The organism is Nostoc sp. CCY 9925 (assembly GCF_963920935.1).
Lineage (GTDB): Bacteria > Cyanobacteriota > Cyanobacteriia > Cyanobacteriales > Nostocaceae > Nostoc.
This window is the reverse complement of record NZ_CAWUDO010000019.1, coordinates 84783-105595: the sequence shown is the minus strand read 5'-3', so window position 1 is coordinate 105595 and position 20813 is coordinate 84783. Positions and strand designations below refer to the sequence as shown.

Here is a 20813-nt window from a genome sequence, read left to right as displayed (position 1 = left end):
TGAGTATTTTAACTGATTGACAAAATACGCTTTATCTTAACCTATCACCAATGGGCCATGACTATCGTTAATAAACTTGAAACCGTCAATATCCATGTAAATTAAACATACAGATTCTCCATCTTCCTTGGATGTCAAAAGCTCGATGGCATAATCATTAAACCTGCGAAAATTAGCAGTCCCCGTTAACTTATCAAGATTAAATGAATGCTTTTGCTTGCTATGCCACACACTCCGCTGCAAACGCAGACTTATTTGCCAATCAATTGCATCACGTTTACAGGTTTCATCTCCTGCTTCTAACCAACAAAGAGCAGTAGATTCTTGCTCAATAGTATCTATCAAAACTACTGTCGGTAAACGAATAGTATTGTATATATAGTTAACTTCCTCCAGATTCTCAAAAGTCTTGACATCAAGTACAACAACGTCAAAATCTTTCTCAAATAAAGCTGAACTATCAACTCGAATCCACTCAAAATTGAGGGATAAATTTTTTGGTTGGGGGAAATCACTTGGACTGCACCAAGCAACTCGTGTCGCTTTCACTTGTTCATTCATTAATTCCAACTTTACCAAGCAATAATTGTGGGATAACTATCTGAAATACTAATTATGTTTTTATCAGTAACTTAAAGTTTAACAACCAAATTCAGCGATGACTATTACCTGTTATGGCAACGCTATCAGTTGTTTCTGTCATAAAATTGGGCGTTGCTGATTTCATATATGAAAACAATTGTGCATAATATCAAAAGACATTGCATTGCAACGTCTCTACATGTAGATTCATATTTGTTCTTCTGCCGACTGTTTAGCATACCTCGGCTTCTCTACGAGACGCACTCGCGTTCGCTCGGCACAAGTAGTCCAAACACTGCCTTCTTCAATAATTCTTAATGTCCATCTCACCACACTATATGATTGATAATTGATAATCCAAATATCGATCGCCAGCAAGAGTGTTGAGTTATGTGTATTGAATTTGGGCGGGAAATCTGCGGTAATCTCGATATAGCAGAGTCACGGGAATGGTTAGTTACTAACGGCATTGGTGGTTACGCCTCTGGAACGGTGGCAGGTTTATTGACCCGCCGCTATCACGGTTTACTAGTAGCAGCCTTGCAACCGCCTCTGGGTCGCACCTTACTGTTGGCAAAGCTAGATGAAACAGTGTTGTATGGCGATCGCTTTTATTCTCTAAACAGCAATCGTTGGGCAGATGGTAGCGTCAGTCCCCATGGTTATCAACATATTGAAAATTTTTCTTTGGAAGGAACAGTTCCCCTCTGGCGTTTTGCTGTTGCTGATGCTTTGTTAGAAAAACGCATCTGGATGCAACAAGCAGCAAATACAACTTATGTTCAATATACTCTGCGTCGCGCCACTCAACCGCTGAAGTTGACGCTTAAGGCGATCGTCAACTACCGCGATTATCACAGCGACACCCATAATTACAATAATTGGCAGATGTCTATCGAACAAGTGGAACAGGGAATTTGCATAACTGCTTATCCTGATGCCGTACCAATATATCTGCTAACTGACCATGCCAGCGCCTCCCCTGTCCACAATTGGTACTATAACTTTGACTTAGCAATTGAACGCTATCGGGGATTAAGCGATAAAGAAGACCACCTCCACGCCGCCACCTTTGAAGTTACACTCAATTTAGGAGAATCCCTGACGTTTGTTGCCAGCACTCACAAGCAAGCAGAGTTGAACGGTGAAGCAGCACTCAAACACCGTCACACCTTAGAACAGAAATTAATCGGACTCTGGAAAGCTAACCGACCTCTGAATGCTGCCGATTTTCCTGCTTGGGTAAATCATTTAGTTTTGGCTGCTGACCAGTTTATTGTTGACCGTTCAGTGGCAGAAGACCCTTATGGCAAAACTATCATCGCTGGTTATCCCTGGTTTAGTGACTGGGGACGCGATACTATGATTAGCCTACCAGGTTTGACCCTCGCCACCGGCCGCCCAGAGGTGGCACGGTCAATTCTTCGCACCTTTGCTAGGCACGTAGACCAGGGAATGTTGCCCAATCGTTTCCCTGACGCGGGTGAAACACCAGAATACAACACAGTGGATGCAACTCTCTGGTATTTTGAAGCCATTCGAGCTTATTACAACGCCACTGAAGATAATGATTTGTTGATGGAACTATTCCCCGTATTGGCAGACATCATCAACTGGCACTGTCGCGGCACACGCTACAACATCCGCCTCGATGCCACTGATGGTTTACTGTATGCAGGAGACCAAGGTGTGCAACTCACTTGGATGGATGCGAAAGTGGGAGATTGGGTAGTAACGCCTCGCATTGGTAAACCAATTGAAGTCAATGCTCTGTGGTATAATGCTTTGCGGACAATGGCTAAATTTGCCCGTCTAATTGGCAAGCCCCACCAAGAGTATGAAGCGATCGCAGACCGCGCCCAAATCAGATTTTCTCGCTTTTGGAATCAAGAAACAGGCTATTGCTACGATGTCCTCGATACTCCCGATGGAGACGACGCATCTGGGCGTCCTAACCAGATTTTTGCCGTTTCCTTACCCGAAAGTCCGCTGACACCAGCCCAACAAAAAGCAGTAGTAGACATTTGTGGGCAGATGCTACTAACTTCACATGGATTGCGATCGCTTGCCCCCAATCATCCCCAATACCAAGTAAAATACGGAGGTAACCAGTATCAACGTGACAGCGGTTACCACCAAGGAACCGTCTGGGGTTGGTTGTTGGGGCCATTTGTTCTAGCACACTTGCGCGTCTACAAAAATGCTAAGCAGGCGCGTCAATTTCTCCAACCAATGGCTAATCATCTCACAGCACACGGCATTGGCAGTCTCAGCGAAATTTTTGATGGCGATCCCCCCATGACTCCACGCGGATGTATTGCCCAAGCGTGGACAGTTGCAGAGGTGTTGCGTGCTTGGCAGGCAACGCAGAGTTGATAGGGTGAATCAAGTATAAAAAATCGCTTTTTATTTGATTTTCACAAGAAAGAATAAAGGCGTCAGTCGTCAAAATTCAGCTGGGTATCTTGATTCTGAATTCTGACTTCTGAATTCTGGCTTTTCAATTCTGACTTCTGTTTTAAACAAGCCATTCTGCTTGAAAAATTTGGTTAGCAGTTAACGACAATTCTGGAAAAGTTCAGTGGTTGTGTGACGGTTGCGTACATCACCCTCGCTCCATTGCTGACGGGTACTTTAGTCAATGCTATCAAGGCGATGGCAATTGGTGAGTGTAGTGCGATCGCTTAAAATTTATGGTTTCTCTTCTGATAGCATGATAGCTGTGTCATCATGTTAATTTATGATACTATCGTTTAAAGATAAAGCAACTGAAGATATTTTTGATGGTAATGACACCAAGGAAGCCCGAAAACAGTGTCCTATAAATTGTTGGGAAGTTGCACAGAGAAAATTAGATCAACTCAATGCAGCATTCTCCTTAAATGATATGAAAGTTCCTCCAGGTAATAGGTTAGAAGCTTTAAAAGGCGAACGTAAGGGTCAACATAGTATTCGCATTAATGACCAATATCGGATTTGCTTCACATGGACATCTGAAGGTCCCTCAGAAGTTGAAATAGTAGACTACCATTAGGAGATTACCAAGAGATGAGAGTTCCAAAAAATAGACCCCCCTCACATCCCGGTGAAGTATTACTCAAAGATTTTCTAGAACCAATGGGAATATCACAAAGAGAACTTGCAGATGCAATTCATGTTCCTTATCAGCGAATTAATGAGGTTGTAAATCAAAAGCGGGGTATTACGCCTAGTACAGCATTACGGTTAGCAAAATTTTTTGGGAATAGTTCAGAGTTTTGGTTAAACCTCCAACAGAATTGGGAACTCTACTATGTTCTGAAGGAAGAAGAAGAGGAACTAAAAACTATTGCACAATTCAACAGTTCTGAAGCAACGGCTTGAGGTAGGTAATGAAGGGCGATGGTAATTAGTGAGTTTAGGGCGATCGTATCCGTGTAATGATATTTGCTTTAATCATCCCATAGGTCTTGGATGGACACACCTTTTTAAAAGTTTTTGTGTCTTTCCTAACAAATTATATGCAATGATGTCTGATGTGATATCACCATCGAGATTATCGTAGAAATAAGAAGAATGAGCATCTTCTGCTCCAACAACCATTGCCATATCTGATTGACCCATATTTCTTAATGTTTTTTCCATCCCGTTTGCATACTGCCACACATACTGATCGCAGAATAATAAATCTGAGCTAATTTCATCTTCTATAGCAGCTTTGAGAGGATAGGCAATTAAGTCGGAAGAATGAATTATATTTACCCATCTTAGCTTCTGCAATCCAGCAGTTTCTTCTTTATTATAATTTTTAAAATAATAATTGATAACCGAGAAATCAATATCTAGCATTTGCTTAAGGAATAAAAGAGGAGAACCCAGTGTCGTAATACTAGGTAAATTTAAGAGATTTAGTTTCTCACGGAAAATAAAAGCTGGATCATCATTGTCCAAAGTATCTGAGAAAATGAGATCCCAAAGAATAAAACTACCCAGAGAATGAGCAATCAAGTGAATCTCTTGTTGATTTGAGTGGTCATTTAGGAACTGACTCAGTTGTTCACCGATAGTTTTACGTATCGCTTTACCGCGATCGGGATTTTGATAAATTAAAAAATCACCTAAAAAATTACTGATTATCTCATTTCTTCGTTTTTTGTATCTGTAAATATCATCATACCAACCTTTATATTCTTTATGGTGTTCACAAACTCTAGAAAAATCTTTTTCAATACATCCAATGGTTTTATGTTTCTTATTGTTGAATAAATTTCCCCAGAAACTTGAGTAAAAGTTTGCAGGGGTTGCTAGTTTTTTGTGAATTTTTTTGATGAGTACGTCAGCATATCTAGAATTATGAGTATTGACACCGTGAATAAAGAATACAAGCATACTGCTGAATAATTACAGTTATAACTGCTATAAATTGTACTGTTATAATATTTCCCCACAACCAACCTCAAATCACTGCGCTACAGAACAATTGTTATTTGATGTTGAGCCGTACAAATTTCAGGGAATACTAAACTTGAAAACCCAATGAGTCTGTTATATCAGTATTTACCAGAGAATATAGTATGGATGAATTCGTAAGGAAAGCGGCTGGAATAGGTTTGCCTGTAATTATACTTCTAATTACAATGGCTACTACAGGTCTTACTGGTGCTGCTGCTATTACAGCAGCTTTAGCAATGTTGGGTCCAGGAGGTATGATTGGTGGTATCGTTCTGCTTGGAATAATAGGCTTAGCAGCTGATATGTTATCTAGGTTTGGCCTAGAGACCTTGTTGATAGCCATCTATAGACAGCGCTTACAAAATGGGGAAACTTGCAGCAATATCTGCCAAGAAATTAACTGGCTACCTATCTCTGGAGATTTAAGGCGCAGGCTTAGAGAAGAATTTGGGTGCTAATTGCTTAAGTAAGCGATACTTATTACTGAGTATCCCCCCACCTGCTAATTAACAAGAGATTATGGAAATGCAATGTCCACGACGGGCTACGCCTACGCACTTTATTAAAGCTAATTATGCTGACATTTCCACGTTAACCCACAGCATATTCCGTAAACTGCCGCATAAATGGTGACTGAAATCCTAAAACAATATCTTCCTTTGGAACTCCAGCATTCACCAAATCAGCTGCAATATCATCTTCCGTACCATTCCATTGCAGCCAAATTTTACCGCCTTTAATATCAATGTGGAGTATACAACTGTGTACCCAATCCTGACCTTCCCAGCCTAAATAAACGATTTGATAATGGTCGCGATCGCTGTCAAAAATTGTCTCAACTTCAATATTACCGTAAGCAGGTTTTTGCTTACCATACTCTGCAAGCATCTCTTGTACAATCTGACGATATCGTACTATTTTTCCCATTCAACAATCACCTCACTTTCAACATCGTAAACAATAATTTTGACTCTATTTTCTTCTACAATTTCATGGAAAAAATCAAGTTGAAAAAATGTTTTATAAGTCATTAAAGGTACTGCTAAATATAAAATCCGTTTTGGATATCGTCGCCTTAATGCACCTCTGTAATTGATAAAATTCTGAAATTGTAGAAGATTTTTCTAGAAAACTCTTGACTTCAACAGCAATTTTTTCATTTTCTCGTTCTGCTGCAATCAGTTTTTGTGCTGGTAAATCAATCGACATTTTTACACCACCCACATGAAACAACAGCGGGTCATGAGTTATCTGCCAACCGTCCTTTTGTAAAGCTATTTTCACAACTTCATGAAAGACATCTTTAGCAGACATGGGCATCAATTATAATATTTCCCACTTCTAAGATATCGTGTTGCTGCATTTTCAGCGGAAGCTCAGATTAAACTTAAGCAACCCCAAAAAAAAGAAGCCTGACTAACTCAGGCTTCTTGATCTAAAAACAAGTAATTTAATTGTGACTACTTAATAGTCACTTGACCGCCAGCTTCTTCGATGCGCTTCTTAGCATCTTCAGCAGCATCCTTAGCAATACCTTCCTTAACTGGTTTGGGTGCAGCTTCCACCAAGTCTTTAGCTTCTTTCAGACCCAGACCAGTCAATTCCCGTACAATCTTCAGCACGGCAATCTTCTTATCAGCTGGAACTGATTCGAGAACCACGTCAAACTCGGTTTTTTCAACTGCTTCCTCAGCAGGAGCAGCAGCACCGCCAGGAGCCATCATCATCATGCCGCCAACAGGTGCAGCAGCACTCACGCCGAAAGCTTCTTCAATTTGCTTAACTAACTCAGCAGCTTCCAACAAACTTAAGCCTTTAAGTTTTTCCAAAATTTCATCGGTTGCAGTTGACATTGATATAACTCCTGTAATTTTTGATTATTTATTAGTCATTGGTCATTATTCATGAACCACTAACTTTATTCGGCAGTAGTTTCGGTGCTATCACCTTTTTCTGCGTCGGCCACAGCCTGCAAAGCACGAGCCAGTGAACCAGGAACTTCGTTGATACCCACAGCAATCTTGGTAGCCAAAGCATTAATCGCCCCAGCGATTTGACCCATGAGTTGTTCCTTAGATGGCAAGTCACCTAAAGCCTTGACATCTGTTTCTTTGAGTAGGCGACCTTCCATCACACCGCCGCGAAGTTCTGTCTTCTTGGTGGCTTTCTGGAAGTCTTGGTAAGCCTTAATTGCAGATGAAAAATCTTCTTTGACTAGCAAAAAAGCTGAAGAACCTTTGAGCAGTTCTGATAATGGCTGCCATTTTTCCTGGTCTTGAATGGCAATGCCCATCAGGGTATTTTTAGTTACCTTACAAACAGTGCCACTGGGACGCAGCCGCCGCCGTAAGTCGGTAATTTCAGCAACCGTTAGCCCCTGATATTCTATTACCAGTGCCAGAGTTGACTCACTCAAAGTTTCTTTGAGGTCAGCTACGATCTCTTGTTTATTTTCTAGCGTTCTACCCATTCCAATCTCACCTCCTCAAAACAATCAGCGATTACCCTACTTATGCCTTTTTTCTCAACTAAATCCAAAACAACAAACCCCAGCTGACATAGCCGGGGTTAAGTAGTAAGACTCCTGATGCCATAGTTATCACACCTTTATCGGTGGTAATTCTGGCAATTAGAGTTTTAACCTCGGCAGGATATTAAGCTATTAGCACCTGCTGTCTCCGGCTTTGCCTATTCAATTAGGTACTGGTGATTGAGGATTGGGTACTGGGTATTAGGTTTTAGTTATTGGGTACTAGGAAAACTCTTCCCCAGTCCCTAGTCCCTAGTCCCCAGTCTCTACTATGCTGCTTCGCTTAGTTTCAAATCTCGTAGGGCGCTGATATCAACTTTAATCGATGGTCCCATAGTAGCAGCTACATAAAATGTCCGCCAATAGCGACCTTTAGCTCCTGAAGGACGGTTACGGTCAATTGTTTCTTGCAACGCCTTCAGGTTGACTAACAAATCTTCAGGCGAGAAGGTTGCCTTACCAAACATAACATGGACAATGCCAGTTCTATCGGCTCGGAATTCTAATTTACCAGCTTTGAATTCAGCGATCGCACTTGCAATGTCAAATGTCACCGTTCCACCCTTGGGAGATGGCATCAAACCACGAGGCCCAAGCAATTTACCTAACTTCGCCACCTGTGGCATGACATCAGGTGTGGCAATCAGCTTGTCAAAGTCCATCATGCCTTTTTGAATATCGTCAATTAGTTCTTCCGAACCTGCGATATCAGCACCAGCGTTTGTTGCTTCTGTTACTTTTTCGCCTCTAGCAATCACCGCCACTCGCACAATTTGTCCTGTACCTTTGGGCAGTGCTACCGTTGTCCGCAACTGTTGGTCTGTATACTTTGGGTCAATTCCTAGCCGGATATGCGCTTCCGCGGCTTCGGGAAATTTAGCTGTTGCTGTGTCTTTTAAAAGGGCTAAAGCTTCTAGGGGTTCATAGTCCCTATCTTCTACTTTGTCGTGTAGCGCCTGCAAGCGACGCGATAGTTTTTTTGTCATTTTTTTCTCCTGGGGTAATTCCGAAGCTTTGCCTCTCCCCCGATACAATTTTGGATTTTGGATTTTAGATTTTGGATTTTATCCTTTGTCTTTTGTCTGTTTATTCATTAAATAGCTAATGACTAATGACCAATGACTAATGACTAATCCGTTACCGTTACGCCCATATTTTTAGCAGTTCCTTCCACAATCTTCATCGCCGCTTCTATATCGTTGGCGTTGAGGTCAGGAAGTTTGGTTTGGGCTATTTCTTGCAATTGCGCTCTGGTGATTTTACCAACTTTCTTTTTGTTGGGTTCATTCGAGCCTCTTTCGATTTTCGCGGCCTTGCGAATTAGTACTGACGCTGGTGGCGTCTTGAGTACAAATGTAAAACTCCGGTCTTCAAAAACCGAAATTTCTACGGGTATCACCATTCCAGCTTGGTCTGCTGTTTTGGCGTTGTACTCTTTGCAGAACATCATGATGTTGACGCCGTGTTGACCCAAGGCGGGGCCTACTGGCGGTGCTGGGTTGGCTTTTCCAGCATTTAAGGCCAGTTTAATGACCGCCACTACTTTCTTCGCCATTTGTGTTTAGCTCTGTTTCTCTACCTGATTAAATTCCAATTCTACTGGTGTATCTCTACCAAATATCGAGAGCAACGCTTTAAGCTTACTCCGCTCTGGAGAGACTTCAATCACCTCGCCTTCAAAGTCTTTAAATGGACCAGAAAGCACGATTATCTTATCACCAGTAGCCATGTCAATTTTAACGACCGGCTCTTGTTCGCTGGTCTGTTTGAAGATGCGTTCTACTTCTGAAGCACTCAGTGGTATGGGGTTGACGTGACCGCGACCCTTACTACTGCCACGTTTTTGTTCTGAACCAACAAAATTAATCACGTGGGATGTGTTTCGTACTACCTGCCAAGTATCATCATCCATCTTCATCCGCACCAGCACATAGCCTGGAAAAACTTTCTCTTCTGTATGCTGGCGACTACCATCTTTGCGGATTTTGACCGCTGGTGTGTGGGGAATTTCCACCTGGATAATCTTATCAGCGACATCAAAAGTTTGAATGCGCTGCTCTAAATTCGTCTTTACACGCTTTTCACAGCCTGAGGCAACTTGCACTGCATACCAGCGTGCTTCTTTTGACGCTGTTTCTGCTGTTTCTGCTGTTTCCTCTGACTGCAACATTGAGTTGCGTGGTTCATCTGTTGCAAAACTCATTAGAACACCTGTTTTGCTGCCCAAGCAAACAATCCATCGACCAAGTATATCAAAGATGCCGAAAGTGCCACCATTAACAATACGGCGGCGGATTCGCTCACAATTTGTTTGCGACTAGGCCAAACTACTTTTTCAAGTTCTTCTTTGGTTCCTTGTATGAAGTTGCCGAAGCTAAACCCGTTTGTGGTTTCTGGCAATTCCGCTTCATTTTTTTTAGCCACGGCCCTTTATCCCCCGTTTGTTACTCAATTTTGGATTTTAGATTTACCCAATTGAGGGCAAGGACGCTCAACTTGAGATTTTAGTTTGTCCATTTTATTTAGATTTCTTATCAATCTAAAATCTAAAATCTAAAATTCAGTCGTCCTGGTTTGCAACTTCGACTTTATTTCAATGTAACTGAAAGCAAAACAGCTACCAATGCAATAGCTATGCCCGAAAATATTATCGCTAACCGCTTTTTTAGCAGCTTGCGTAATTATTTCGGGCTTTGTTTTTTGCTCTTGAGCGCGCCCTGGAGGACTTGAACCCCCGACATCAGGTTTTGGAGACCTGCGTTCTACCAACTGAACTAAGAGCGCACAAGCTGTTTTTTATTCAGTCATTGCGCTGAACTAAACTTTAGTTTAACGCAAGATGAGATTTTTATCATACATCAATTTCATGGAGAAAACAAGTCAGCGGCAGATGCCGCTTGAGGCTTGAGATTTCTCCCATACTTTATTAAGAGGAAAACTACAAAGGACGGTCAAAGCGTTGCTTGATCCGGGTTGCTTTACCGACGCGATCGCGCAGATAATACAATTTAGCACGGCGTACTTTACCGCGACGCATGACTTTGATGCTGTCAATTCGGGGAGAATGCACCAGAAAGACTCTCTCAACGCCCACGCCTTGAAAAACTTTGCGGACTGTAATAGTTTCGTTGATGCCACCATTGCGCTTGGCAATGACTACTCCTTCGTAGGGTTGTACGCGGTATTTCTCGCCTTCTTTAATTTTCACTCCTACTTTTACTGTATCGCCCACATATATATCGGGCAGATTTGATTTTAAGTGTTCCGCTTCAATGGAGCGGATAATCTCTTGAGCGTTCATAGTCTTTCAGTCTGCTTAAAAAACTCACGATCATCAATCATAAATCGATAATCCTATTTCAGTCTACCTGTTGGAGATTGATAATTTCACTGATACAACTGCCTAGAAAGGGAAGCTATATTGCAAAATGCTGTACCACAGGTATGAATTTATGAAATTTAGCGTCGTCATTACTACTTATAATCGCTTGGATTTGCTCAAAAGAGCAATTGATTCGGCTTGTACGCAAACAATTGAGTGTGAGGTGGTTGTTGCTGATGATTGTTCTGATGATGACACCCAAACCTATGTCCAAAGCTTAGGCGATAAGGTTGTTTATCATCGTAATGAAGTTAACCAAGGTCATGCGGCGACAGTAAATGCTGGAGTTGCCAAAGCTACTGGCGACTGGATTAAGTTTCTCGATGATGATGATTATCTAGCTGCCAATTGTATAGAAGAAATAACCTCTGCGATCGCACTTCGTCCCGATGCTGTAATCTGCTCTTGTGTGGCGGCTCAGGTAGATGCCAATGAGGTTGAACTTTCTCGCACTCCCCAGGTTGGACCTGGTTTAGCTTTTTATATTCCCCAAGCTGATATTCACTACGGTATGCTCTTAGAGCTTGTACCCTTTGGCACACCTGCACAAGTAGCTTGTCGGCGCGATGCTTTTCTGAAAACTGGTGGTTGGGATTCTACACTCGATGCTAACTGCGATGATATCGATTCGTGGATTCGGATTGCTCAATTTGGTGATGCTATTTTCTTAAATCATTGTCTTGCTTACCGAACTATCTGGCCTGGTGCCTATAACCAAAAGTTTTCTTTATCTCGGCGGTTGGCGACAAATATCTTAATGAAGGAAAAAATTTACGCTTTAGTGGATGAACAACATCGCCTCAAGATTCCCCGTTTTCAGGATATCAAAAATTACCTAAAACTACATTGGAGTTTAGTAGCACTCAAGCAAAAAAATATTAAAAGTTTTCTTTCAATGTTTGAACCGTCTGCAATTTCTCCTCAGTCTTGGAAGTTTTTGGTAAGTGCGGCTTTATCACGTCGAACTCAAGGAAACAATTCTCAAGTTCGCAAATTTGTGTTGATTGAATCCTGATATAGGATAATTCAGGAGTTAAACAATTTTCTGTCAATGCGTAAGTTCTAAGTTTGACTAAATACTTATAAAACTTACGCAACTGGCACAGCGCGATAATTTTTGAAAACGGTATCACCCAGAGTTTACCTAATTCTTATCTTCTTTTATCCCGATTTATTAAGCGGTTACTGAATAAGTCTTTAAAGCTAAGTAGCTGAAGACATGAACTATTGGTCAGTAGTAACTTGTGAATTTTACACACTACTGGCTAATTTTGAGTTGTCGTTGAAAACTCAATAATTACGTTTATTTATACTCAGTTACTTGTCTTTATTTTTTATACATATCTCAAGCCTGATGCGAATTATACATATTTTGAATCATGTTCAAGAAATAGGTAACGGTATTGTAAATGTGGCTGTTGATTTGGCTTGCTTACAGGCAAAATCTGGTCATGAAGTAGCGGTTATTTCTGCTGGTGGTGAATACGAGGTATTACTAAACAAGTTTGGTGTTAAACATTACGAACTAGACCAAACTCGCAAACCAATAAGTATGATTAAAGCAGCTATTGGTTACCGATCGCTAGCAGCAGCATTCCAACCCGATATCGTTCATGCACACATGATGACGGGAGTCTTACTAGCACGCATTTTTCAAAATCGTTATGCTTTAGTTTCCACAGTACACAATGAATTTCAGCGTGCTAGCCTACTTATGGGTTTAGCTGACAGGGTAATTGCGGTCAGTCAAGCCGTGCGAGATTCTATGGCAAGACGTGGTATTCCAGAAAACAAATTGCGCGTGGTGTGCAATGGCACACTGGGCAGCCCCCGCACTCAAGAAATAGGGGATTATCAACATTTAGCCTTACAACGTCCGGCGATCGCCACTGTAGCCGGAATGTATCAACGCAAGGGAATTGCTGAGTTAATCGCTGCTTTTGAACAAATTGCCTCAGATTTTCCCCAAGTGCATCTTTATTTGGTAGGCAATGGCCCTGATAAAGAGCTATTTGAGACACAGGCACAAGCAACTTCTGTGGCAGAACGCATTCATTTTGAAGGCTTCCAACCAGAACCCCAACGCTACCTCAAATCTTGTGACATATTTGTGCTGGCTTCTCACCGCGATCCTTGTCCCCTGGTGCTTTCAGAAGCCAGGGAAGTTGGAGTTGCCATCGTTGGTACTCAAGTAGATGGAATTCCCGAAGCTTTGGATAATGGTCAAGCAGGTCTTATAGTACCAGCAAAAGATAGTCATGCTTTGGCTAGTGCCTTAGTGCAATTACTGAGTAATGCTGATATGCTGCAAGAATGGAAACAACGGGCAAATCAAAACCTAGAACGGCTGAGTGTTGCCCGTGTCCATCAGGAAACGTTAGCAGTATATCGTGAGTTAAAGCATTAACAGTGTTGCGATCGCTTGAGTTTTAAAGCTACGCCCAAAGCGCCAAACACTAATATACCCAAAACACTAGTTGGTTCGGGAATGGCGGTGTAATAAGAGGCCACTCTAATGGGCCCATCTTTATCCACTTGGTCTTCTGGTATCGCTGGAATGATACCCTCACCTGGGGTTAAATTGGGCTGGGTAGCAAATCGATTGAAAAATATGGTTCCGTCTGGAATTACACCACCACTGTAAGTAAGAATGTTGTCCTTGACAGTAACGTTTGCAAAGATATCCTTGAGTTCAGAATCGCTAGAGAAACCAATTTTGCCATCTCCATCAACGTCTCCCCACTGTACCGGCTCATTATCAAATGCTGGAGTGGAATCCGGATTAGTATAGAACAGCGTTTTTAAGTCAAAGACGAAGCTCCCTATATCATTACCAGTAGCATTAAGCAAGTTATTCGCTCGATCTGGAACACCATATTCTATTATTAGTCCTGGTGTAATTTCTTCATTCAGGGTTCTTGGGGGTCTGGTTTGGAATATTTCTTCATTTACAGTCGTCACGATAGGTTCTACGAAGATGACACCTCTTGCTGGTGTCAAAGGCAAAAAACTAATTCCTGCTGCTCCTAGAACAGACAAGGCTATTTTGGTTGCTATTTTAGCCATTTTACGTCCTCTTTATATTGATTGAGAGAATGCTATGTATACCAGGTGAGTTAAATCAATTAAGATTCATGCTTTAACTGCTATCTACTTGCTACTTAAATAACGGTTAATCTGCGTTTGTTTACTTATTTGATATCTACCCATAGGTTGATTTATAAAGCAATATAATAATTGCTTTATCACTATTACTAGTAATTTCACGTAATCTTTATAAAAATCTAAGTTAGAGCTTAAGTGTTTACACTTGATAACCAATCCAGAATCTTAGAGATTTGTCAATAAGTAATAATGCTCAAGGAACTTTATCTCCGCGTCCCTGCGTCTGGCTGTCTCCGTGTCCGTCCTAATTATAAGTATTCATCCGAACCTGATATTAGAAGATATGTAAAATTTGATGTGCCAACGAAAAAATATCGTTAGCACATCAGATTTATTTAAATTTCAGTGTGTAGCCGTTGAAAAATTTAACTTTATCTGGAAAGTGTGATGCCATCTTAATCCTTATCAGTGATGGAAATAAGTTTTTTCTTAAATCCACGTAACATGGTTAACACTGGCTTTGCCAAATTTCCACCCAGCAAATCGTGGAGTAAGACATAAAAACACGGGATGATAAACAACGTCAGCATTGTTGCGATCGCCATCCCAAAGAAAACTACAATCCCTAAAGGCTGTAAAAACTCAGAACCTTCGCCAATGCCTAATGCCAAGGGAAACAGTCCCAAAATGGTAGTGACTGTAGTCATCATAATGGGGCGCAAGCGTTGAGGGGCAGCTTTGATAATGGCAATTTGGCGAGTACAACCAACTTCTTCCCGAATTTGGTTTGCCAGTTCTACCATTAAAATCCCTGCGTTCACCACAATTCCGACCAGCAGCACCACACCAACAATTACAGTTGCGCCAATGGCAGTTTGGGTAATGTAAAGTCCAAAAATTCCCCCAGCTAAGGCTAGTGGTACAGTGAACATAATTACCAATGGGTCAATTAGGGAATTGTATTGCACTGCCATAACTACAAAGATTAAGAACGTCGCTAACGCTCCCAAAGTTTTTAAAGCATCCTGAAGTTGCTGATTAGTTTCTTGAGCAGAACTAGGCACAATTGAAACACCATCAGGTAAGTCTACATCCTGAAGTATTTCATTAACTTCTACTATGGCTTCACCCAGACTAGCTCCCTCGCTGAGATTGCCTGCCACAATAAAAGCTTGGCGCTGATTAATCCGTTGCACTTCACCAGGCGCTTGACCTTCTTGAATGTTCGCAACATCTGAAAGGCGGATTAGTTGATTATTTTCTGTAAATAGCGGTAATTGCTCTAGCTGGGAAGGACGCTGAATGGCTTCTTTATTTAGCTGTACCCGCACATCAACTAAACGATTACCACGTTGAATTTGCGTGGGAACTGAACCTTCAATAGCTGTCTGGACTGTTGCACCAATTTCTTGAGCGCTCAATCCTAAAGCCGAAACCCTTTCCCAGTCCGGGCGAATTTGGATTTCCGGTTGTCGGGGGTCGGCATCTGGTCGGAATGTCGCTAATTTTGCCCTTTCCTGCAATGCTTCCAGTACTTGGGCGCCTGCTTGCGTTAAGCTATCTTCATTCTCGCCTTGCAAAATCACATCAATTTCTGAGCCTTGCACTGGAGAATTACTCAAGATTAAACCCCGCACCTGACCAGGATTGAGGCGTAACAGAATTCCTGCCAAGTTGAGTTTGTTAAATTCCTGAGTTACTTTTTTGACGAAGGCTTCGACATCTGTACCTGGTTTTAGATTGATGGTGCTACTAGCACGTAAGGGATTTTCTGTAGTATTGCTGCCAAATAAATTACCACCAACAGTTGTGAAAGTAGACTCGGTTTCTGGTTGTTTGAGCAAAATGTCATCGACAATTTGCATAACTTTCTCAGAAGTTACTAAAGGTGTACCGGGAGGAAACTGCGCTCTCAAGTTAGCTTGTCCGGTACTGATGCGGGGTAAAATTTCTTGGGGAATTTGACCAAACATCAAGAAGCTACTGCCACCTAAAATTAGTAAAGCAGCAGTTACTACCAGGAGCCGATAGCGTAAAACCTTGGTTAAAAAGTTACTATATCCCCGCGTCGCATCTTCAAATCGATGATTAAACTGTCTCAGCAGCCAAAATTCACTGATCCCACTAGACCAGGAAATTCCTAAAAGTCGAGAAGACAGCATCGGCACTACTGTAATCGCAACTACGAGGGAGGCTGCGACTGCAAAGCTAATTGTCAGAATCAGTTCATTAAATAGCAGTGCAATAAAGCCGCCAATTAAGAGGAATGGTACTACAGAAACTAAGTTGGCACCTGTGGCAGCAACTAAAGCAGATTCAACTTCTTGGGAAGCATTAATGGCAGTGTCAATAAAGAATTTTGAATTTCTCCTCTGTCCCTCTGCCTCCATTTCTTTCTGATTGGGAGTCATGCCTGCTTTTTCGGAGATGTTCTCTAAGATCACAACCGATGTGTCAATTGCTTGACCGACTCCTAATGTCAGACCTGCCAAACTAAAAACATTCAAAGTTAAGCCAAATATTTTCATCAAAGCCATCGCCGCCAGAGTACACAGCGGAATCGTCAAACTGATAATTAATGTTTGCCTAAACGATCCCAAAAATAATAACACTGCTGCTGCTGCTAACAATGCCCCAGAAATCCCCGAAAAGATGACATCATTTAAAGAATTGCGGATGAAGACAGATTCATCTGTGGTGGGACTCAAGGTCATGTCTGCTGGAATTAAACCCGATTGCCGTAATTGTTCAATTCGCCGCTTAACAGCATTGACAACGGTAATTGTGTTGGCCTCAGGCTGCTTTTGGATTGAAACTTTTACAGCAGGTTGACGATTGAGGTAAACAAATACTCGCTGTTCTTCTGTGTCGTCAATTACCTCCGCAAAGTCTCGCAAGTAGACGCGGCGGGAAGGTGTAGGGGAGGCAGAGGAGGCAGGGGAAGCAGGGGAGGAAACTTCTAGAGAGAGGTTTTCAATTTCACTAGCATTTTGGAAGCGTCCTACAGTCCGAGTCAATGGCTCGGAATTTTGCCCCAGAATCCGACCACCAGAGGTATCTTGGTTACGGGCTGTTAATTCATCTAATACATCATTTAAGCCCACACCTAAAGCTTGCAATCGGTTTAAGTCAACAAGCACTCGTACTTCTTCTTCAGCACCACCAGATACATCGATTGACGCGACTCCCGGTACAACACTGAGTTCACGCGTTAACTCTTCATCACCAAATACGCGTAAATCTTTACCTGGTAACGAAGCAGATGTCAGTGCCAATTCATAAACCGGTAATTGGGAGGGATCGACTTTAAATAAGCGCGGCTCCTCTATCGTATCTGGCAGTTGTCCTCGACCCCGGTTAAAAGCAGCAGTCGCATCGTTTAGGGCTTGGTCAATATCGCCTCCTGGCTGGAAGTATAAATCCAGGTTCACCTGTCCTTCGCGGGTGCGGGAAAAAACTTGCACTACGTTCTCGGTTGCCCTTAAAGTTTCTTCTAAGGGCCTGGTGATTTCATCTACTGCGACTTCTGGGGAAATACCGGGGGCTTCTAGCCGAACGCCAATTCGTGGATAGGTAATTGCGGGTAAGAGATCGACTTGGATGGTTGTGAGAAAAAACACTCCAATGACAATTACTGCCACGGTGAGCATGAGTGTACCAATGTGTTGGCGGATAGCGATCGTACTCAGACTAAATCCGCTATTGCCATTATTATTTGCTTGTTGCATGATACTAAGTGCTAAGTCCTGAGTGCTGACTAGTAAGTACTTTTTTCATTGGTATGGTAATTATTGCTCACCCTACTATTGTTTTTCTGAAAGAATTGAGAGACTTACGGTGTCACCTTCTTTTAAGGGCTTACCACTACGAACAACATAGCGCTCCCCCGCTTGCAAGCCAGACAGAATTTCTACTTTGCCATCAGCCCTTTTCCCTAAGGTGACGGCACGCGCCGCTACTTTTGTCCTACCTTCTACATCACTGAGGACAAATAGGGTTCCAGCTTGATTTTGTGTGCCTGCTCTTGTGTTGGTTTGCTGTTCTGCTCTCTTATTCGTCTGCTCCCCTGCTTGTTTCTGAATAGCTGTTTGCGGCACCACTACTCGCTGTGTTGCCTGGGTTTCAAAATTGACTCGCGCCAGCAGTCCACTGCCAATTTTCCCACCACTGTTGGGAATTACTACTTCTACAGGTATCAAGCGAGATGTGGCATCGGCAGCTGGGGAGATCCGCGTTACTCTCCCAATTGATGTTTCATTGGGGAAAGCATCTAAGCGGACTTTTACAGATTGTCCAACCTGAATTTGTGCTAGTTCTAATTCGGAAACTTGCACGACAACCTTCACACGGTTAAAGTCGCCAATTTTTAAGACTTCACTACCTGCTTGCAAAAGATTGCCTGGTTCTGTGACCTTTTCTGTAACTACGCCAGTAATGGGGGATGTCAGCCTAGCGTAAGATCTGCGTTCTTTGGTTTCGGCAACCAACGCCTGTTGGGCTAACACTCTGCCTTGAGCAGCAGCGACAGCTTGCTGTTCTGTACGGACTTGTTCTTGAGCCGCCCGCAATGCCTGAGTGGCTGTTTGTGCCTGGGTACGCGCTTGTTCAGCAGCTTGTTGAGCGATCGCTCCGGCTTGGAATAGTTTCTGCTGCCGTTGCGAATCTGCCTGAGCTTGCACTACTTCTAGCCTCGCCCGTTCCACGTCAGCACGGGCATTACTTACTTGAGTATTTGCCCTGACTACTTCTGATTTCAGGGCTGCTAGTTCGGCTTCTGCTTGCTTGAATGCCGTTAGTAGCAGAGCATCATCTAATTGTCCGACGTTTTGCCCTTGGGTAACTGTATCGCCCACATCTAGATTCAAAGCCAACAGTCGTGCTTCAACCTGCGATCGCAGTGACACAATGCGAAAGGGTGTTGTATTACCTGTGTATTCTGGTTGTGTTTGTAGTAAGTCTGTTCGCGCGATCGCCACATCTACAGGTTTTGCACCACCACCTTGTGCCCCTCCGGCAGGAGTCTGAGATTGTGCCTCGGCTGATTCTTTGGGCAACGACCCACAGCTCGCTGTCAGTAGTCCTATTCCCACCAAACAGGGTATTAATATACTTTTCAAAGTAGTGGAGGCAAAAAAATAATTTTCCCCTTTCCCACCCTTTGCACAACTGCTTTTTGCCAGAAGTTTACTCTCGACATCTGCGTTGGCACAGCCGGCCGCTGCGATCGCTACCTCAGTTTTTACCACTGAATCTAACTCAACATTAATTAGCTGGGTATTGGTTACAGAATCTGTCATTTTCACCTGTTTGTGCGGCTTAATTTATGTCCAAAATCATCTAGTTTTCTCCAATGGGGAGCTTTTGGGATTAAACAGCCGTGTTTTCCCAAGTAATTCTGAGAGATATTTTTAATAAAAAACGGCGAGAATGAATAAGTTGTCTAACAGAAAGTTTCTGTATTCAGAAAATCACTGTTTTCCCATAAAATTCCCAAAATTCTCACCGCTCTACTTCTTATGCAGAGGTAGACAATCTTCTTGCAGCTAATCAATTATAAACTTAGTATAAATATTTTTCAGTTTTCTTTAATCTACCCATAGGAGAAAACTGGCTTTAACCGAAGACATGAAACTCTTTTTTGCCATGTTTAAAAATGGGCAGTATTAAATGACTTCCTTATTTTTAGATAATAGCTTAATTATACGTAAAATACTAGTATTTTACGTATTTTGTCAAGCGCATTAAGAAAAGTAAATTTTGTTGGGTATTGGGAGTGTTGAGCAAAACTGGAGACGCTTCCTTTGCAAGGCAAGGTGTGAGGAGTATTCGCCGCTGTTCCACTGCTCCCTTGCTCAGTGAGGCGTTCCTGCTTGGCTGACTTCATGTCCCTCTGCCCCCTTAGGAGCATCCAAAAATTAAATTACTCAATTCCTGTATCCAATACGACTGATTTCTTCTCCCCCTGCTCCCCAAAGCGATTGATTATTTTTTATTTGGAAGCCCCTTATCTCCCCCACTCTCGACTCCCACACGGTTACAGAGCTGGTTAACATAAATTTTTATAAAAATTTTTCAACCTTTTCCCCGGAAGGTTGACTATTGTGCCATCATGGGGAGTGAAATGAGAATTAATTCGGCGACAGTGTTTGTTTTTAGTATTGACAGGCTTTTTCCTCTTGGTATTACAGACTTCTCTCCGAAATCTAAATCTCTACATACTTATGATTTTGGAGATATTTCATGTCAATTTACGTAGGTAACCTCTCTTATGAAGTTACACAAGAAGCGCTGAGTGCTGTTTTTGCAGAATATGGTTCTGTAAAGCGCGTTCAGCTACCTACTGACCGTGAAACAGGCCGCTTACGCGGCTTTGGTTTTGTGGAAATGAGTTCAGATGCTGAAGAAGCAGCTGCCATTGAAGCTCTTGACGGTGCTGAATGGCTGGGTCGTGACCTGAAAGTAAATAAAGCCAAGCCGAGAGAGGACAGAGGTGGTTCTTACGGTGGTGGTAACCGTGGCGGTGGTGGTTACAACCGTAACCGTTACTAAACTAATTAGACGCCAGTAAGTTAATTTAATCTGGAAAAAAGCTCAGGCATCAATGCTTGAGCTTTTTGTATGGAAAATTTAGCAGTTGCCAGGTAGGTTAGGGACTTCCAACTAAAAAAATAATCAATCGTTTTAACAAGCAGGGGAAGCAGGGGGAGAAGAAATTGGATAATGACGTTGGATGCAGCAATTGAGTAATTTAATTCTTGGATATCCATTAGGACATCAACCAAG

The 20813-nt window shown here is 42.3% G+C and carries 22 protein-coding genes, 1 tRNA gene, 1 pseudogene and 1 other annotated feature; of the genes and pseudogenes, 7 read left to right on the top strand and 17 right to left on the bottom strand.

The genetic code is table 11. The features are described 5' to 3' along the window. Positions 1-36 precede the first annotated feature (36 nt). Together ACM0OY_RS12975 and ACM0OY_RS12970 are read right to left on the bottom strand one after the other, a co-directional pair. A complete protein-coding gene (locus tag ACM0OY_RS12975; RefSeq protein ID WP_414569257.1) occupies positions 37-561 on the bottom strand; it encodes a diguanylate cyclase domain-containing protein in 525 nt (174 codons plus the stop codon). Between the two features lie 228 nt (positions 562-789). After that, on the bottom strand, positions 790-960 hold the full coding sequence (locus ACM0OY_RS12970) for a hypothetical protein (protein WP_414569256.1): 171 nt from the start codon (positions 958-960) through the stop codon (positions 790-792). 12 nt (positions 961-972) lie between these two features. Between ACM0OY_RS12970 and ACM0OY_RS12965 the strand changes: the two genes are divergently transcribed. The 3 genes from ACM0OY_RS12965 (at position 973) to ACM0OY_RS12955 (ending at position 3945) form a co-directional block, all read left to right on the top strand. Then, a complete protein-coding gene (locus tag ACM0OY_RS12965) occupies positions 973-2958 on the top strand; it encodes an amylo-alpha-1,6-glucosidase (RefSeq protein ID WP_414569255.1) in 1986 nt (661 codons plus the stop codon). Between the two features lie 364 nt (positions 2959-3322). After that, positions 3323-3616, top strand: a complete 294-nt coding sequence (locus ACM0OY_RS12960; protein ID WP_414569254.1) for a type II toxin-antitoxin system RelE/ParE family toxin — start codon at positions 3323-3325, stop codon at positions 3614-3616. A gap of 14 nt (positions 3617-3630) precedes the next feature. Next, complete coding sequence (locus ACM0OY_RS12955; RefSeq protein WP_414569253.1) at positions 3631-3945, top strand: HigA family addiction module antitoxin; 315 nt, start codon at positions 3631-3633, stop codon at positions 3943-3945. A 72-nt stretch (positions 3946-4017) separates the two neighbouring features. Here the strand turns inward: ACM0OY_RS12955 and ACM0OY_RS12950 are convergent, their stop codons facing one another. Further along, entirely contained in the window at positions 4018-4950 is a 933-nt protein-coding gene (locus ACM0OY_RS12950) for a hypothetical protein (protein ID WP_414569252.1), read from the bottom strand. Positions 4951-5135: 185 nt separating this feature from the next. On the opposite strand from ACM0OY_RS12950, the gene ACM0OY_RS12945 reads away from it, so the two are divergent. Then, positions 5136-5471, top strand: coding sequence for a hypothetical protein (locus ACM0OY_RS12945; RefSeq protein ID WP_414569251.1), 336 nt, complete (start codon positions 5136-5138; stop codon positions 5469-5471). Between the two features lie 133 nt (positions 5472-5604). Here the strand turns inward: ACM0OY_RS12945 and ACM0OY_RS12940 are convergent, their stop codons facing one another. The 10 genes and pseudogenes from ACM0OY_RS12940 to rplS form a co-directional block, all read right to left on the bottom strand. Next, complete coding sequence (locus ACM0OY_RS12940; RefSeq protein ID WP_414569250.1) at positions 5605-5940, bottom strand: XisI protein; 336 nt, start codon at positions 5938-5940, stop codon at positions 5605-5607. Next, positions 5928-6327 (bottom strand): annotated as a pseudogene (locus ACM0OY_RS12935) (XisH family protein). Before ACM0OY_RS12935 ends, ACM0OY_RS12940 begins: the two are co-directional and overlap by 13 nt. A gap of 146 nt (positions 6328-6473) precedes the next feature. Next, entirely contained in the window at positions 6474-6866 is a 393-nt protein-coding gene (gene rplL, locus ACM0OY_RS12930; protein WP_414569249.1) for a 50S ribosomal protein L7/L12, read from the bottom strand. A gap of 65 nt (positions 6867-6931) precedes the next feature. Next, positions 6932-7483, bottom strand: coding sequence for a 50S ribosomal protein L10 (gene rplJ, locus ACM0OY_RS12925; protein WP_414569248.1), 552 nt, complete (start codon positions 7481-7483; stop codon positions 6932-6934). Between the two features lie 62 nt (positions 7484-7545). After that, positions 7546-7713: a sequence feature (ribosomal protein L10 leader region), on the bottom strand. A gap of 99 nt (positions 7714-7812) precedes the next feature. After that, a complete protein-coding gene (gene rplA, locus ACM0OY_RS12920) occupies positions 7813-8529 on the bottom strand; it encodes a 50S ribosomal protein L1 (RefSeq protein ID WP_414569247.1) in 717 nt (238 codons plus the stop codon). 143 nt (positions 8530-8672) lie between these two features. Next, complete coding sequence (rplK, locus tag ACM0OY_RS12915) at positions 8673-9098, bottom strand: 50S ribosomal protein L11 (RefSeq protein WP_073640554.1); 426 nt, start codon at positions 9096-9098, stop codon at positions 8673-8675. A gap of 6 nt (positions 9099-9104) precedes the next feature. Beyond that, positions 9105-9746 carry a transcription termination/antitermination protein NusG gene (nusG, locus tag ACM0OY_RS12910; protein WP_414569246.1) on the bottom strand — a complete coding sequence of 214 codons (642 nt, stop codon included), beginning with the start codon at positions 9744-9746 and terminating at the stop codon, positions 9105-9107. After that, entirely contained in the window at positions 9746-9967 is a 222-nt protein-coding gene (secE, locus tag ACM0OY_RS12905; protein ID WP_069071556.1) for a preprotein translocase subunit SecE, read from the bottom strand. Before secE ends, nusG begins: the two co-directional genes overlap by 1 nt. Before the next feature lie 287 nt (positions 9968-10254). Continuing rightward, a tRNA-Trp gene (locus ACM0OY_RS12900) sits at positions 10255-10327 on the bottom strand. A gap of 154 nt (positions 10328-10481) precedes the next feature. After that, positions 10482-10844, bottom strand: coding sequence for a 50S ribosomal protein L19 (rplS, locus tag ACM0OY_RS12895; protein ID WP_414569245.1), 363 nt, complete (start codon positions 10842-10844; stop codon positions 10482-10484). Positions 10845-10995: 151 nt separating this feature from the next. On the opposite strand from rplS, the gene ACM0OY_RS12890 reads away from it, so the two are divergent. Further along, on the top strand, positions 10996-11940 hold the full coding sequence (locus tag ACM0OY_RS12890; protein ID WP_414569244.1) for a glycosyltransferase family 2 protein: 945 nt from the start codon (positions 10996-10998) through the stop codon (positions 11938-11940). A gap of 339 nt (positions 11941-12279) precedes the next feature. After that, complete coding sequence (locus tag ACM0OY_RS12885; protein WP_414569243.1) at positions 12280-13332, top strand: glycosyltransferase family 4 protein; 1053 nt, start codon at positions 12280-12282, stop codon at positions 13330-13332. Here ACM0OY_RS12885 and ACM0OY_RS12880 read toward each other — a convergent pair. The 3 genes from ACM0OY_RS12880 to ACM0OY_RS12870 form a co-directional block, all read right to left on the bottom strand. Beyond that, positions 13329-13991, bottom strand: a complete 663-nt coding sequence (locus ACM0OY_RS12880; protein ID WP_414569242.1) for a hypothetical protein — start codon at positions 13989-13991, stop codon at positions 13329-13331. The two genes, ACM0OY_RS12885 and ACM0OY_RS12880, sit on opposite strands and share 4 nt — an antisense overlap. Positions 13992-14485: 494 nt before the next feature. Continuing rightward, on the bottom strand, positions 14486-17758 hold the full coding sequence (locus ACM0OY_RS12875; protein ID WP_414569241.1) for an efflux RND transporter permease subunit: 3273 nt from the start codon (positions 17756-17758) through the stop codon (positions 14486-14488). Between the two features lie 75 nt (positions 17759-17833). Continuing rightward, complete coding sequence (locus ACM0OY_RS12870; RefSeq protein ID WP_414569240.1) at positions 17834-19327, bottom strand: efflux RND transporter periplasmic adaptor subunit; 1494 nt, start codon at positions 19325-19327, stop codon at positions 17834-17836. A gap of 943 nt (positions 19328-20270) precedes the next feature. Between ACM0OY_RS12870 and ACM0OY_RS12865 the strand changes: the two genes are divergently transcribed. Further along, complete coding sequence (locus ACM0OY_RS12865; RefSeq protein WP_414569239.1) at positions 20271-20579, top strand: RNA recognition motif domain-containing protein; 309 nt, start codon at positions 20271-20273, stop codon at positions 20577-20579. Between the two features lie 20 nt (positions 20580-20599). On the opposite strand, the gene ACM0OY_RS12860 is transcribed toward ACM0OY_RS12865, so the two are convergent. Then, positions 20600-20797: a hypothetical protein gene (locus tag ACM0OY_RS12860; RefSeq protein ID WP_414569238.1), complete on the bottom strand. Its 198-nt coding sequence runs from the start codon at positions 20795-20797 to the stop codon at positions 20600-20602. Positions 20798-20813 lie beyond the last annotated feature (16 nt).